General features: G+C 66.5%; 7 protein-coding genes. All 7 read right to left on the bottom strand.

Annotated features, from left to right (window positions below; genetic code table 11):
- The 7 genes from BZG35_RS17955 to BZG35_RS09665 all read right to left on the bottom strand — a co-directional run bounded on the left by BZG35_RS17955 (position 1) and on the right by BZG35_RS09665 (position 16,304).
- Positions 1–5,166 (bottom strand): hypothetical protein, encoded by a 5,166-nt coding sequence (locus tag BZG35_RS17955; RefSeq protein ID WP_171981929.1) that lies wholly within the window; start codon positions 5,164–5,166, stop codon positions 1–3.
- A gap of 1,414 nt (positions 5,167–6,580) precedes the next feature.
- Positions 6,581–8,014, bottom strand: coding sequence for an efflux transporter outer membrane subunit (locus BZG35_RS09690; protein WP_077355463.1), 1,434 nt, complete (start codon positions 8,012–8,014; stop codon positions 6,581–6,583).
- A 595-nt stretch (positions 8,015–8,609) separates the two neighbouring features.
- Positions 8,610–9,872, bottom strand: coding sequence for a ComEC/Rec2 family competence protein (locus BZG35_RS09685; protein WP_077355462.1), 1,263 nt, complete (start codon positions 9,870–9,872; stop codon positions 8,610–8,612).
- Positions 9,873–9,958: 86 nt separating this feature from the next.
- On the bottom strand, positions 9,959–13,162 hold the full coding sequence (locus tag BZG35_RS09680; protein WP_171981928.1) for a TonB-dependent receptor domain-containing protein: 3,204 nt from the start codon (positions 13,160–13,162) through the stop codon (positions 9,959–9,961).
- A 239-nt stretch (positions 13,163–13,401) separates the two neighbouring features.
- Positions 13,402–14,412, bottom strand: coding sequence for a FecR domain-containing protein (locus BZG35_RS09675; RefSeq protein WP_077355460.1), 1,011 nt, complete (start codon positions 14,410–14,412; stop codon positions 13,402–13,404).
- Positions 14,381–14,983 (bottom strand): RNA polymerase sigma factor, encoded by a 603-nt coding sequence (locus BZG35_RS09670; protein ID WP_077355459.1) that lies wholly within the window; start codon positions 14,981–14,983, stop codon positions 14,381–14,383. The genes BZG35_RS09675 and BZG35_RS09670 overlap by 32 nt, the downstream gene beginning before the upstream one ends.
- Positions 14,984–15,341: 358 nt before the next feature.
- Positions 15,342–16,304 carry an NmrA family NAD(P)-binding protein gene (locus BZG35_RS09665; protein WP_216351841.1) on the bottom strand — a complete coding sequence of 321 codons (963 nt, stop codon included), beginning with the start codon at positions 16,302–16,304 and terminating at the stop codon, positions 15,342–15,344.
- Positions 16,305–16,317: the final 13 nt, after the last annotated feature.

Genomic DNA, 16,317 nt, shown 5'->3' with positions numbered 1-16,317 from the left:
CTAGAACAGGCGCGAGCCGAACGACCGCAGGGCAGAGGTCGCCGCGGTGAGACTGGTGGTCACCGGGGCCGTCACCGCGTCGATCAGGGCTGTGCCGACGAGGGCCGTGGGCGGCTCCACAGTGGTCGACAGCGTGAGCATATTGGCTGGGCTCGACAGCACAGGGACCGAAGCGACCTCTGTGACCGGAGCCGCATCAAAGTAGTCCTGAGACAGGCTTGATCCGCTGACCAGGCTGGCGCTGTCCAGCAGCTGGGACAGGGTCAGGTCGCTCGTCGGCAGATCGCCGAGAGTGGCGAACAGGTCCGGCTCGGGCACGACGCTCGACAGATCGCTCAGGCCTCCCGCCAACTCGAACAGGTCAGCCGTGGACGAATCGCCCTGCAGCGGTGCCCCCGACTGCGGCACCGACGCCAAACCGAGGATGTCGGCGTCAAGCCCGAGGTCCAGATCCAGATCGATGTCCAGCAACGATTCGACCGGATCCAGGGACACGTCCAGGCCCGTGTCGACCAGGCCGAGACCCGCATCGACCGTCAGGTCCGTGTCCGGGGCCGTCGAGGGTGCCGGTGCCGGCGTGACACCGGCCACGACGCCGCCCAGCAGCCCCGTTCCGGTCTCGATGACAGGCGCGAGGTCGAGATCGACGTTCAGGTCGACGTCGGTGCCGAGCACCGTCTCGACGGGGTCGAGACCTACATCCAGACCGGCATCGACAAAGCCGAGGCCCGCGTCCACCGTCAGGTCCGTGTCCGGGGCCGTCGAGTGTGCCGGCACCGGCGCCGGCGTGACTCCGACCGCGACGCCGTCCATTACCCCGGTCGCAGTGCCGATGACCGGCGCGAGATCGAGATCGAGGTCCAGATCAAGGTCGATATCGGTGCCGAACACCGTCTCGACGGGGTCGAGGCCCACGTCCACCGTCTGCTCCGTGTCCAGGCCGGTCGAAGGCGTGAGAGCGGGCGCGGGCATAGCGCCGCCCACGACGTCGCCCAGCAAACCAGTTTCGGCGTCGATGACAGACGCGAGGTCGAGATCGACGTCCAGGTCGAGGTCGATATCGGTGCCGAACACCGTCTCGACGGGGTCGAGACCCGCGTCCAGACCCATGTCGACCAGGCCGAGGCCCGCATCGACCGTCAGGTCCGTGTCCGGGGCCGTCGAGGGTGCCGGTGCCGACGTGACACCGGCCACGACGCCGCCCAGCAGACCCGTTCCGGTCTCGATGACAGGCGCGAGGTCGAGATCGACGTCCAGATCAATGCCAGTGCCGAGCACCGTCTCGACGGGGTCGAGACCCACGTCCAGACCGGCATCGACAAAGCCGAGGCCCGAGTCCGCCGTCAGGCCCGTGTCCGGGGCCGTCGAGGGTGCCGGCGTTACACCGGCCACGACGTCGCCCAGCAGACGCGGTCCGGTCTCGATGACAGGCGCGAGGTCGAGATCGACGTCCAGGTCGAGGTCGATGTCGGTGCCGAGCACCGTCTCGACGGGGTCAAGACCCACGTCCAGACCGGCATCTACCAGGCCGAGGCCCGCATCCACCGTCACGTCCGTGTCCGAGCCCGTGGAAGGTGCCGGCGTTACACCGGCCACGATGTCGCCCAGCAGGCCCGTTCCGGTCTCAATGACAGGCGCAAGGTTGAGATCGACGTCCTGGTCGAGGTCGACGTCGATGCCGAGCACCGTCTCGACGGGGTCGAGCCCCACGGCCAGACCCGTATCGACCAGGCCGAGGCCCGCATCCAGCGTCAGGTCCGTGTCGGGGCCGGTCGACGGCACAGGTGCCGGTGTGACACCGGCCAAGACGTCGCCCAGCAGATCCGTTCCGGCCTCGACGACAGGCGCGAGGTCGAGACCGACATCCAGATCGATATCCGTGCCGAGCACCGTCTCGACGGGGTCGAGACCCGCGTCCAGACCCGTATCGACCAGGCCGAGACCCGCATCCACCGTCAGGTCGGTGTCGGGGCCGGTCGACGGCACAGGTGCTGGTGTGACACCGGCCAAGACGTCGCCCAGCAGATCCGTTCCGGCCTCGACGACAGGCGCGAGGTCGAGAGCGACGTCCAGATCGATGTCGGTGCCGAGCACCGTCTCGACGGAATCGAGCCCCACGGCCAGACCCGTATCAACCAGACCGAGGCCCGCATCCAGCGTCAGGTCCGTGTCGGGGCCGGTCGACGGCACAGGTGCCGGTGTGACACCGGCCAAGACGTCGCCCAGCAGATCCGTTCCGGCCTCGACGACAGGCGCGAGGTCGAGAGCGACGTCCAGATCGATGTCGGTGCCGAGCACCGTCTCGACGGAATCGAGCCCCACGGCCAGACCCGTATCGACCAGGCCAAGACCCGCATCCACCGTCAGGTCCGTATCGGGGCCGGTCGATGGCGCGGGCGCGACGCCGGCCACGACGTCGCCCAGCAGACCAGTTCCGGTATCGATGACAGGCGCGAGATCGAGATCGACGTCCAGATCAACGTCGGTGCCGAGCACCGTCTCGACGGGGTCGAGACCCACGTCCAAACCGGTATCGACCAGGCCGAGCCCCGCATCCACCGTCAGGTCCGTGTCCGGGCCGGTCGATGACGCGGGCGCGACCCCGGCCACGACGTCGCCCAGCAGACCAGTTCCGGTATCGATGACAGGCGCGAGATCGAGATCGACGTCCAGATCGATATCCGTGCCGAGCACCGTCTCGACGGGGTCGAGACCCACGTCCAGGCCCGTATCGACCAGACCGAGACCCGCATCCAGCGTCAGGTCCGTGTCGGGGCCGGTCGACGGCACAGGTGCCGGTGTGACACCGGCCAAGACGTCGCCCAGCAGATCCGTTCCGGCCTCGACGACAGGCGCGAGGTCGAGAGCGACGTCCAGATCGATGTCGGTGCCGAGCACCGTCTCGACGGAATCGAGACCCACGGTCAGACCCGTATCGACCAGGCCAAGACCCGCATCCACCGTCAGGTCCGTGTCGGGGCCGGTCGACGGCGCGGAAGAGACGCCGGCCACGACGTCGGCCAGCACACCGGTCGCAGCATCGATGACGGGCGCGAGATCGACGTCCAGATCGATATCCGTGCCGAGCACCGTCTCGACGGGGTCGAGACCCACGTCCAGGCCCGTATCGACCAGGCCGAGCCCCGCATCCACCGTCAGGTCCGTGTCCGGGCCGGTCGATGACGCGGGCGCGACCCCGGCCACGACGTCGCCCAGCAGACCAGTTCCGGTATCGATGACAGGCGCGAGATCGAGATCGACGTCCAGATCGATATCCGTACCGAGCACCGTCTCGACGGGATCGAGCCCCACGGCCAGACCCGTATCGACCAGGCCGAGACCCGCATCCACCGTCAGGTCCGTATCGGGGCCGGTCGATGGCGCGGGCGCGACGCCGGCCACGACGTCGCCCAGCAGACCAGTTCCGGTATCGATGACAGGCGCGAGATCGAGATCGACGTCCAGATCAACGTCGGTGCCGAGCACCGTCTCGACGGGGTCGAGACCCACGTCCAGACCGGTATCGACCAAGCCGAGCCCCGCATCCACCGTCAGGTCCGTGTCCGGGCCGGTCGATGACGCGGGCGCGGGCCCGACGCCGGCCACGACGCCGTCCACCACACCGGTCGCGGCACCGACCACGGGCGCGAGGTCCAGATCGACGTCCAGATCGATATCCGTGCCGAGCACCGTCTCGACGGGGTCGAGACCCACGTCCAGGCCCGTATCGACCAGGCCGAGACCCGCATCCAGCGTCAGGTCCGTGTCGGGGCCGGTCGACGGCACAGGTGCCGGTGTGACACCGGCCAAGACGTCGCCCAGCAGATCCGTTCCGGCCTCGACGACAGGCGCGAGGTCGAGACCGACATCCAGATCGATATCCGTGCCGAGCACCGTCTCGACGGAATCGAGCCCCACGGCCAGACCCGTATCGACCAGGCCGAGACCCGCATCCACCGTCAGGTCCGTGTCGGGGCCGGTCGACGGCACAGGTGCCGGTGTGACACCGGCCAAGACGTCGCCCAGCAGATCCGTTCCGGCCTCGACGACAGGCGCGAGGTCGAGACCGACATCCAGATCGATATCCGTGCCGAGCACCGTCTCGACGGGGTCGAGACCCGCGTCCAGACCCGTATCGACCAGGCCGAGACCCGCATCCACCGTCAGGTCCGTGTCCGGGCCGGTCGACGGCGCTGAAGAGACGCCGGCCACGACGTCGGCCAGCACACCGGTCGCAGCATCGATGACAGGCGCGAGATCGAGAGCGACGTCCAGATCGATGTCCGTGCCGAGCACCGTCTCGACGGGGTCGAGACCCACGTCCAGACCCGTATCGACCAGGCCGAGGCCCGCATCCACCGTCAGGTCCGTGTCGGGGCCGGTCGACGGCGCGGGAGAGAGGCCGGCCAGCACACCGGTCGCAACATCGACGACAGGGGCGAGATCGAGAGCGACGTCCAGATCGATATCCGTGCCGAGCACTGTCTCGACGGGGTCGAGACCCACGTCCAGACCCGTATCGACCAGGCCGAGGCCCGCATCCACCGTCAGGTCCGTGTCGGGGCCGGTCGACGGCGCGGGAGAGAGGCCGGCCAGCACACCGGCCGCAACATCGACGACAGGGGCGAGATCGAGAGCGACGTCCAGATCGATATCCGTGCCGAGCACTGTCTCGACAGTGTCGAGACCCGCGGCCAGACCTGTATCGACCAGGCCGAGACCCGCATCCAGCGTCAGGTCCGTGTCGGGGCCGGTCGACGGCGCGGGAGAGAGGCCGGCCAGCACACCGGTCGCAACATCGACGACAGGGGCGAGATCGAGAGCGACGTCCAGATCGATATCCGTGCCGAGCACTGTCTCGACAGGGTCGAGACCCACGGCCAGACCTGTATCGACCAGGCCGAGACCCGCATCCAGCGTCAGGTCCGTGTCGGGGCCGGTCGACGACGCGGGAGAGAGGCCGGCCAGCACACCGGTCGCAGCATCGATAACGGGCGCGAGATCGACGCCCAGATCGATGTCCGTGCCGAGCACCGTCTCGACGGGATCGAGACCCACGGCCAGACCCGTATCGACCAGGCCGAGGCCCGCATCCACCGTCAAACTCGTGTCAGCGTCCGTTCGCGGGCCGGTCGCGGACGACGCCGCCTCGGTCGACGGCGGCATGCCCTGCTGGCCAACCGACGTCGTAGAAGTCGGGGACAGCGATGATCCCGGCGCCGCAAGTCCGGGTCCGGCTCCGACGCCGGCCTCAACGCCGGGGCCCGGAACGACCGGGTCCGTCACAACAGGGGATGGCGCGGGTTGCGATGGCGTGATCCCGGGCTCGGCCCCAGTGTCAGAATTTGTCCCCGGCCCCGCGACGACAGGCGACGGTGTTGGTTGCGGTGTCGTGACTTCGGGTTCGGCACCGACGTCGGGATCGACTCCCGGCGCTGGCGATCCAGGCCCCGGCGGCACCGGCCCCGTCACGGCGGGAGGCACGGTCGGTGCCGATGGCGAAACCCCAGGGTCGGCACCAACGTCAGGATCTGCTCCGGGGCCTGAAACGACCGGGCCCGCCACAACAGGCGGGAGCGTCGGTTCGGGCGGCGTGACCCCGGGGTCGCCCGCGATGTCAGGTTCGGTCCCCGGCCCGGGCGGCACGGGCCCGGTCACGGCGGGAGGCATGGTCGGCGCTGGTGGCGAAACCCCAGGGTCGCCACCGACGTCGAAATCTGCTCCGGGGCCCGGAACCACCGGCTCCGCAACTACGGGGGGGCCCGGCAGGCCAGGGACTGGGGTATCAGGCGTTGGGGGATCTGACAGGGCGGGCAACGGCCCGTCAGGTGCACCAGCCACGCCGGGGACCACGTCCGAACCGGGCAGGACAACTTCACCGTCCGGCTGCGGCGTCAGCAGGTCCGGAAGAACCGGCCGAGCGCCCTCCCCTGCAACGTCGACGGGTCTGGCGGCGATGTTTGTCGCCGTGGCGGGGGTGCCTTGGGCTTCCCCGCCTCCCGTCGGGTTCGTCGGGGCAGAATCCACGGCGGGCGCAGCCGTGAGCGAGAGGTCCGCCGTCCCCGACAGTGTCAGACCGGAATCGGCCGAGGTCGCCGGCGAAATCTCCTGCCGCCGAAAGGCTGTGGCGACACCGCTGTCAGCGTCAGCGGAAACGGCATTCTCGGCGTCCGCGACGCGAAGACCCTGCACGGCGCCCTGACCGGCCAACCGGTCGGCGGCCTCGTAGAGTTTGGACTCGAGGCTGTTGAGCGCATCCTGCGCCATGGGGCGTCTCCCGTACTCGGACTGATGTTCCTTTGTTCGCCGAACGTCTCCCGATCGCGGTTTATAAGTGTTGAAGCAGACTCTCGCTGCGCAACCTCGCGCGGACGAGGCATTCTTCAAACGTCTGAATTTCCTGGATTCTATTCAGGCGCGACATAGCGCCGTAAGAAATACTACTTATGCCGTTAACGATGTTGCGACGCCCCTGCCACCGGGCGGCAATGCCGATTGTCCTGTCCTGTCCGGAATCAGCCTCTTGCGACCGACGTCGGGTCTCGCCGCTGCCCGAAGCGCGTGCGCGTGAAAACGGTCGTCAGATTTCCGGCTGCCAGCCGCCCGCGAGCGCTCGAAACAGGGCGATCTGATAGGTCGTCACAAGCGCGTCCGACTGAGCGAGGGCCGAGTCCGCCGCGGCCAGGGTCCGTTCAGCGTCCAAAACCACGAGGAAACTCTCGACGCCCGCGTCGAAGCTCTGACGCGACAGGCTCGCGGCCCGGGCGGCCTGATCGCGAGCTTCGTTAAGGGTCGCGCGCCGGTCCAGCTCATGGGCGTAGTTGCTAAGCGCCGTTTCCGTTTCCTCGAGAGCCGTGAGTACGGTCTGGTCGAAGGTGGCCAAGGCCGCGTCCGATCGGCTGTCGGCGGCCCTGATCTGGGCGCGGGCTGCGAGAACATTCGGAAACGACCAGTCGATCAGCGGTCCGAGGCTGAAGCGGAAACCCTCACTGTTTGCCAGTTCGCCCAGTCCGGATCCTGCGACCCCGGCAGATCCGCCGAGGCTGATGCGCGGATAGAGGCTGGATGTGGCCACGTTGACACGGGCGGCGGCCGCGGCGAGGTTCGCCTCGGCCTGACGCACATCCGGACGACGCGCCAGCAGGGCGGCACCGTCGCCAACCGGGATCGGACGGCTTAGTCGCGGCGGGCGGACGCAGGCTGCGGCCGCGTCGCTGGCTTCGCCGGGCGTAACGCCCGTCAGGGTCGCAAGGCGGAACAACGCCGCGTTTCGGGCGGCGCGCAGGGTCGGCAGGTTCGCCTCCGTCTGCGCCAGCGCGGCGCGGGCTCCGGCGACGTCCAGCTCCGTGCCCACGCCTTCGGCAAGCAGCGCCCGCGTCGTTCCGACCGTGTCGCGCTGCAGATCGAGCGTTCGGTCCACGACGGAGATCTGGGCGTTGGCCGAACAGATGTCGGCGTAAGCGCGGGTGGTCTCGGCCGCGACCGTCACCTGGACTGTGGCGAGCGCCGCTTCGGCCGCCCGTGCGTCTGCCCGGGCGGCGCGGACGGTCGCCTCGATCCGGCTGAACAGATCGATTTCATAGCCGGCCTGGATGCCAAGGTCGGCCGTGTCGACCGTGGGCAAGACGCCGCCCGATGCCAGGCCGGACACCGTTCCGGCCGACCCGCGGCCCCGCTCCAGCCGACCGCTGACCGACGTCGCGGGAAGACGTGCGACGCGCGTCTCGGACAGCGAGGCGCGCACCGCCTCCAGATTGGCGACAGCGGCTTCAAGCTCATTGTTACGGGCGAAGGCCTGGCGGATGAGGCCGTCGAGGGTCGGATCGTCGTAGAGCCGCCACCAGTCGTCTCGGGCCTCCACCGCGGCGACCGCCGGGTTGACGGCACCGACGAAGGGACCCGTGCCGGCGGATGGGATCTTCACCTGCGGGGCTTCGGGTCCCACCGCACAGGCGACGTACAGCGGGGCGGTGGCTGCCAGGATCAGACCGGTCAGCGTTCCGGCATGACGCATCGACGTTCCCTTTCTCGCGACCATCACGGACCGGAGATCCGGGGTCCGGCCCATCAGGGCGGCTCGAGCATAAAGACTGGTCTGTCCCCGGCAATCGTCCACGATTACCTAAGCACCCGGACGTCCGCCGGCGATCGACAGGCATCTGATGGCCGCTTCGCGGTGCGCTCGGGGGACCGACCCGGAGACATGCGCACCGCAAGCCGGGTCCGTACATTGCGAGGCTGCGGCTGAGGCTTTGGACCCCGAACGCAAAAAGCCTCCCGTGAGGGAGGCTTTTCGTGATCTGGGTGCGGGAGCCCGCACTGGCCATCGTAGTATGTTGGGGACGGTGAATGTTCCGGCGTGATCAATGGGTCCGATTTGCGCCAGAAGCGGACATTCACCTTCGGCCGCCCAGCGGACATTGAGCCCACATTCGAAGGGCGGTTGGCAGCGGGGCCACACACGAACTGCGTTCCATGGCTGGGGTGCTAACCTCGCCGAGAGCTGACTTCTCGCAGTCCGCTCTCGCTAAAGGCGCTCGGATTCGAAGCATTGATCGCGCCGTCGCTTCAGCTTGAGGGTCCTCATGGCTGGTTCAGATCCGCATGCGTCAGCGGCTCAAGTAGGGGCCGAAGGCAGCATTGACGCGCATGTCTTCCGTCGCATCGTCCAGCACGAAAACGCGAAAGCTGGCACCGCCCTCATCCACACGGATGACGACATGGCCCTGGGTGCTCTTGGCCGTCTCGGCGATGCCGTAGGTCGTCGTGGCGGTCGCTGTCGAGACATTGGTGACGAAGATGTCGCGGTCACCCGGCCACACTCTTCGCGAGGTCATCCGCCGCCAAGTGTTTACGGACGGGTGCCCATCGGCCCGAGATCCGATGACAATCACCCTGGGACGAAGCGCGGCGAGAAATGGGATGCTGTTGGAATCCCAGCTTCCGTGATGGTTGGCCTTCATGGCATCGACGGGACCGGCGGCATGTCCAACCAGCGGCTCCACATCGCCCCACGCCGGCGGGGCCAGCGCTGTCTCCTCATTGATTGAGGATAGGTCGCCGCCGGTAAAATAGTCGAACGGGCCGTAGCTGATGCGGAAGGCAATGCTGAACTTGTTCTCGTCAGGCTGATCGTCTTCAGGCCAGGTCTCGACGGGCGGAAACAGGTTGCGCGTCGCGTCGCCCTGCCCGGTCCACAGAACTCCGTTTGCATAGAGATTGCGGATCTGGAACTGGGGATAGACACGGGCATCGTACTTCAGCACCAGTTGATCGGCGCGGCCAGGCTGAAATCGCTCGACCTCTAGACCGGTGTGCTGGGTCTGCCAGGCAAGGAAGGCGCGGTAATTGTTCACCGTGCGGTCCGCAATCGGGCGGGGATAGTCGTAGTCAGGCCAGGCTCGGTCGATCACCTTCGCGATCGGCAGATGCTCTGCAATGTCGGTGATACCGCTCAAGCGATAGGCTCTGTTTGCGGCCCAGGGCGAATCCTCGACGATCGCGCCCATGTGGTCGCCGTGGAAATGGCTGATCAGGGCATAATCGACGCCCTCCGCCTCTGGCGGCAGGACGCGCCGCACATAGCGCGCCACCCACTCACCCGGAGCGCGGGAACTGTCCGGCCGGGTCGGCAGCGAGAAGGGCGGTCGTTCCGGGGTCTTGCCGCTCATATCCACCAGGAGGCTGGTGCCGTCGGGCAGGATCAGCAGCTGAGCTTCTCCCCGTCCCGTGTTGATGTGGTGAATATCGATCTCGCCCTCCCGCCAAGGTCGCAGAGGTGCGCCGATTTGGGAATCGAGAGCCTGGGCCCACGCGGGGGCGGCCATGCCGGCGAGAAGAAGGGAAATTAGCGGAAGTGTTTGGGGTGTCATCTCGGCCTCGGGAGTCGGACGATCGCGCCTGTGGTGCGCGGGCTTGGAGGGCGGGCCGTACAGACCCGCCCGGGCGAGAGTCGCAATCAGAACCGGGCGCGGAAACCGAAACTGGCCTTCTGTCCGCTGTAGATGTCGATCTGGCTGTGATGCCCCTTGGATCCCGGCCAGACCTCGCCGTTGTCGTACCAAGTGCCGCGATGGTTGCCGAAGATGTTGTTGGCGCTGAAATAGGCCTCCAGCCCCATGAAGCTGTTACGGGTCTTCCTGATCAGAGTGTAGCTGCCCGACAGGTTCACCTCGAGATACGGGATGAAGGGCTGGGATTGAGTGATGGTGCCGTTCGACGTGGCGATGTTGCCGGTCTGGCCGCGGTCCTTCTCGTTGGACCAGACGCTGTTCAGGTTCAGCCGCGCTGGACCCTGTCGCCAGCTCAGACCGAACTGTCTCACCTGCGTGGCGACGCGTTCCTGAACGATGTCCGGATCGCTGTAGAGCCAAGAACCTCGTACCGACAGACCCCGCAGCGCCCCGGGGAGGTAATCCATGGCGTGGTTGAACTCGAGCTCGTAGCCATTGATGCCGATTTCCTGGTCGGAACGATTGATGTAAGACTCGAAGGTCGCGTCGGCGTATTCCGTGCCCTCGTAGCCAAACTCGTCGGCCGTGAAGCTGCGCGATATGATTCCGTTGCTGATGCGGTTGCGATAGTAGTTGATCGCTAACAGGCCGACGGGCTCAAAATATTTGACCAGACGTACGGAGATGTTGTCCGAGTACTCCGGTTTGAGCTCAGCGTTGGGTGCCGTGACCACGGTGCCCTCGTCGGTCAAGGCTGTCGACCACACGCCCGCAAGCAGGCTTACGTCTGGCCGTTGGATCGTTCGACTATAGCCGACGATAAAGTCGATGTTGCTCTCGAACCTGTAACGGACAGACGCGCTCGGGAAGACGTCGGTGTAGCGCCCTTCCCTTTCGACCTTGGCCCGGGTCAGATACTGATACTCCAACCCGGCGATGGTGGTGGCACGGCCGGTGGCGGCGTTGACCGCATAACCGGCCTTGACCACCTCCTGCGCGCTCAAGGGGTCGAAATCGGCGCTGCGGCCAGTCGTCTCTTCGGCCCGCAAGCCCGCCCGAAGGGTCAGGCGATCCGTCAGTTCGGCGGTTGCCATCAGATAGGCGGCACCGATGTCTTCCTCGTATTCGCGCGTGTTGACGATATAGGCGTTGTACCAGTTGTTCGCCGTGATGGCGTTCGTCCACTGGTCCGGATTGGCCTGCATCATGTCGTAGATCTTGGTCAGGCTGGGTATATATAGATCGCCCCCGTTCAGGGTCGTGACCCTCAGCCCGCTGTTTGCGAAGGAGGCCTGATTGGCGCTCTGAACGGCGCGCAGGAACTCCGTGTTGGTCAGTGGGCCGCCGTAGATCCATTGCAGGGCTTCGCTGTCGTTGGCGTAGTCGTAGGTATTGCGAGCCAGCTTAACGCCCGTCTTCCAGGTCACGGGCACGCGGCCCAGCGTTGCATCGAACTCCAGGTTCAGGCCGCCGCCCAGCATTTCGGCTTCGATCGAGGAGCCCAGTGTGGTGCGAATCTGAGGCCGATTGGAGCCGTTCACGGTGCTGAGCGTGAAGCTGGCGGGATCGGCCCAATCGAGGCCGCTGACCTGCTGGATCTTCCAATCCTGATCAAGGAGATTGCTGCGCGCCGCGCTGAAGTTGCCCCGCGACTCCACTGCATTCAGCAAGGTGGAGACCTGACCTCTCGCCGGTGAGTCATAAAGGCTGCTGGAATCCGAATAGGCGGCGTAGCCATCCATTCGAACGCGAGCACCGGTCCATTCGAAGCTGGGAACGACGCTCTTTGTCTCGCCGATCTTGTAAGTGAAGGTATTGGCCATCGACAGGGTTGTCGCGGTCGCTGCGGCGTTGGTGGTGAAGTCCAGCGCCGGATCGCCGCCGCCGACGACGCCGCGGCTGCGGGCCAGGGTCGTGAATGTCGGCGTGAAGGTACTGGGTTCAATGTCGCCGCGATTGTAGGTGCTGATCAGTGACAGGATCAGATTGTCGGCGGCTTTGAAGTCGAGGCCGAGGGTGGCGGATTTCCGATTGTATTCCCGGTCGTAAAAGGCGCTGCCGATCGAGGTCACGGCATAGGGCTCAGGGCTAACCGCGGTGGGTACGTAGTTCCGCCCCGCCGTGGTCTGAACGTGTTCGATCAGGGTGGTCGAGTCGCTGAGACCTGCGGTGACGCCGAGCCGCCCGTTCAGAAAGACGTCTGCATAGGTGATCTGGGCCATGGGCAGAAACTTGCGATCACCATAGCCGCCCTCCTGCCACCCGGTTCTGTAGTCGTCCCAAAGGCCTGTATGGGTGGAGGCCCCCAGTTGAACAGTGACGCTGCGTCCACGGCGATCGAAGGCTTTGCGCGTGCGGATATCGATGGTGCCGGCCGGGGCGTTTGCGTCCATGTCGGCGCTGGTGGTCTTGGATACGCTGATGGTGTCGATCCCCGTCAGGGCCAGCTGCTCGAAACTGTATTGGCGCGACGTCGGAGAGGTGGTGCTGGTGTTGGCGTCGGCCCCGCCAGCCAAAGACCGGCCGTTGACCGTGATGCCGGTGTAGCGGGCGGGCAGGCCGCGCAGCGAGATGTTGCGGGGGACGTCGTCCGCCACCACGTCGAAATCCACGCCCGGCATGTATTTCAGGAACTCGGCCGGATTGCCGTCGCCGATTTCGCCGAAGCTGTCGGCCGATAGAGTGTTGACGATATTCATGGACGCGCGTTGCTCCATGATCGCGCGGGCGTCGCCCTCTCGCGCCCCGACGACGACCACCTCGGCGACCTCGATGGCGGAAGGATCGGCGGCCGCAGTCAGGGAGCTGCGCAGCTCGACGTCTCGTCTTGCCACCCCGCCTGCCGGCACTCGGACAACGGCGCGTTCGGTAACGTAGCCGGTGTACTCCACCGTCATCTCAACGTCCCCGGCGGGAACGCCGTTGACCCTGTATTCCCCGCGTTCGCCCGAGGTGGCGACATGACGGCCGTCGATCTTGACGATGGCGTTGCGAAGATAGTCGCGCGTGGCTGGATCCGAGATCGTGCCGGTCAGGACGCCCGCAGCCGCCGATGTTCTGGCCGATCGCAGCGTGATCAACGATCCGGTGTCCGTCGCCACGCGCAAGGGCGATCCGGCGATCAGCCGCTCCAAGGCCTCACGGACGTTCAGCTCGCCGACCACGGTCGGGGTGCGCACCCCCTCCAGATCGCGCGCCGAGGCGACCACCTGGACGCGCGCCTGGCGGGCGAACTCGGGTATGGCCGTGACGGCAGGCTGAGCGGGCACGTTGAAGTCGCGGGTCTGCGCCTGCGCCGGACCGTAGGCGCAGACGACGGATGCGGCTACGCCGCAGGCCAAAAGGGCCTTGTAAGACATCATGATCTATCCCCGAGTACCGCTAGGAGTGCGGCCTTTGACGGAGAGAGGCGTCGGCGGATCGGCTTCCGCCATACGTCATGAAACTTTTATGCGCCGGCCTGCGGCATGCCGACGACCACGCGATCCGGCTCGACCCTGACCGGGGCACCGAACAGATCGGCGACGGCGCGGCCGAAGCCGACCGGATCATTGGCTGAGAACAGGCCCGTGACCGGTTCGCGCGCAAGGGTCGGATCAGCGATGATGATCCGCACGTCGCTGTAGCGGCGAAAGGCGGAAGCCGCCTGATCGAGGCTTTCTCCCTCGAAGGCGATCTTGCCATCTCGCCAGGCCAACTCTCTGTTGATCACTCCCGGAGACACATGGCGTGGCGAAGAGTCTCCGGCACCGCTTTGCGCTTCCGCTAAAGTTATCCGTGTGTCCGATCCCAGCACGGTACCGCGACCAGTTTGAGCACGGCCGACCTGAACCACGCCCTGATGAACCAGCAGATCGATCGGCGCGCCTCCAAGTTTACGAAGCCTGAAACCGCCGCCGTCTGCAGTTTCGACCTGTCGATCACCGACCTGGACCACAAACGGACGCGACTGATCGCTGAGGACGGTGAAGTCGGCTTCCCCCTCCACCAAGCGGACCAGGCGGCGCGTCTCGCTATAGCGGACCGTGATGCGGGACGCCGTGTTCAAAAGTACCGTGGATCCGTCTGGCAAGGGCACTAAACGCATCTGGCCGCGCACGGTCGCATGGGCAGTAGGCGCGGTAAGCGTCAGGCTGACGCCTGCGGCCACGGCGACGCAGGCCGCAAGTCCACCGCCCCACGCTGTGAGCTCGCGACGGGACGCGCCGATCTGCTGGAGCCGAGGCCGCCCGGGACTGGTGAACCGCGTCGGATCGAAATCCTCACCTAGAGCTGATGCCGCCTCGCTGCGCAGGCTGATCGCGCGCGCTCGCAGGAAGGCACCGGGATGGCGCGGATCGGCGTGCAGCCACGCGTCCAGCGCCGCCTGGTCCGCTGTGGACAGCGCGCCGCGATCCTCCCGGGCGACCCAAGCCGCCGCAGCGTCATCAACGTTCTGACTTGTCGTTCTTGCGACCATAGGGGACGCCGTTCTCCGTCTTCAGACGTCTAGAGCGTTGGGGCACGCCTTTTCCGCCATCTGCGTACCAGTCAATCAGCAGGCGCACGCCCCGTGCGATATGTTTTTCAACCGTACTCTCCGACAAGCGCATTCGTTGAGCGGTCTCACGCTGTGAATGACCGTGCACCCGGCGCAGAATGAAGGCCTGACGCGTTTGGCCTGGCATCGCGGCGATCGCCTCCGCCAAACGGCGCAACTCGTCACGATCAATCAGGGTCTGCTCCAGCGAGGCAGCCCCATCAATCGGATCGAACTCTTCCATCTCCTCGATCGCCTGGAACGATACGACCGTGGCTTTGCGGATGTGACGCACCACGACCGAATGGGCGACCGTAAAAAGATAGGCGCGAGGGTTCCGAATGTCGTCCACGCGCTCACGCGCGGCTAGAACGGTGTAGGTTTCCTGGATCACGTCATCGACATCGATGCTCGCGTGCCGTTTGCGTCCCAACCAACCCCGCAATCCGGCCTCATGAGGCAAAACGTGGTGGAGAAACCACCTCGCCTTATCTTCCGTAAAAACGAACATTACAGCCGACCCCTGAGGCGGGGACCCGTAGACGACGCTCTTAACGGCGGCGTGACGGGTGCGTGACGTCTTATGGCCTGAGGCGACCCGTACGACGGAAGGTTGTCTCCCCGCCGATGAGCCATGCGCGTCAGATTCGACTCTTCAAGTTTGCTGATGCCGATATCGTTGGCCGCACAGCGCCAGTAGCGGACCTTCGGAGCCGCACCGTAAGCGGACTTTCTGGACGTCACAATCCGATGTCGGCTTTGGTCTCGGCGTGCCACGCTGTCGTAATTCCGGTGAAAACTCGTCATCAGACCTTCTCTCACCTTGATCGTAACCCTTCACGCTGTGCCGGGTCGGGATCGTCTCTGGCTTAAGTGGCGTGACGCTTGGTGCCGCCGGCCTCGGCGTCGGAAGTGCCGGCGGCGGCCAGCACCTCGCGCGCGCCCGTCCAACTGAGACCGGGGTAGCGATCGTTATCCAGCGGATGGAGCTTGCCGCGACCCTCCATCATGTCGCGCAGATACTGCATGCCCTGCCAAGCCGGAAACACGGCACCCGTCTGCGGGGCCAGGGTGCGCGCCAGCCCGATCATGCCGCTGAGCACCGCGGTCCCGCCCGGGCGGACCAGGCGGAAGCGGCGGCCGGTCAGGCCCTGCATTGTGGTGGCGAGGTCGCGCGGCGTCACGACATCGCCCGCGATCCGCAGGATGCGCGGTGTGGTGGGGTCGAGGGCGGCGGCGGCCGTATAGGCGGCGACATCGTCCTTGGTGGTGAAATCGAGCGGCTGGTCCGCGCTGCTCCAGTGGATGACCACCCCGGGCCCGCGCAGCACGATAGGGGCCTGGCCCGCCAGCAGGTCCGCGAACGCGCCGTTGAGGATGGAGGTCGCCCGGATCGGCGCGGCATCGACCCGCTTCATGAACCGGCGTCGCAGGTCCAAATTGCGGTTCCGGCCCGGCCGGGTCCGGGTGAAGTCAAGCGAATAGTCGGACGGGACGAAGCGCGGCACCCCGGCCGCGACGGCGGCGTCCAGCACCCGGCCCTGCAGATCGATGACGGCCTCCTCCAGACCGTTCACCGCCGAGACCACGCAGGCCGCGCCGCTCAGGGTCCGCTCCAGCGCCAAGCTATCCTGGAAATCAACCACCGCGATGCGGGACCCGGTGCCCGCCAGCGCCGTGGTGTCGCTGCCGGGCCGGGCCAGGGCCGTCACCTCGGCCCCGCGGGCCACAAGCGCGCGGGCGATCCGCAGGCCCAGGTCCCCCGTACCGCCGACCAGGGCGATGCGGTCCGCCTTCGCCATATCATGGGGCGTGGTCTCAAGGGTGTTCACGGTGTCACTCCTG

The organism is Brevundimonas sp. LM2 (assembly GCF_002002865.1).
Lineage (GTDB): Bacteria > Pseudomonadota > Alphaproteobacteria > Caulobacterales > Caulobacteraceae > Brevundimonas.
This window is presented reverse-complemented; position numbering and strand designations above follow the sequence as displayed.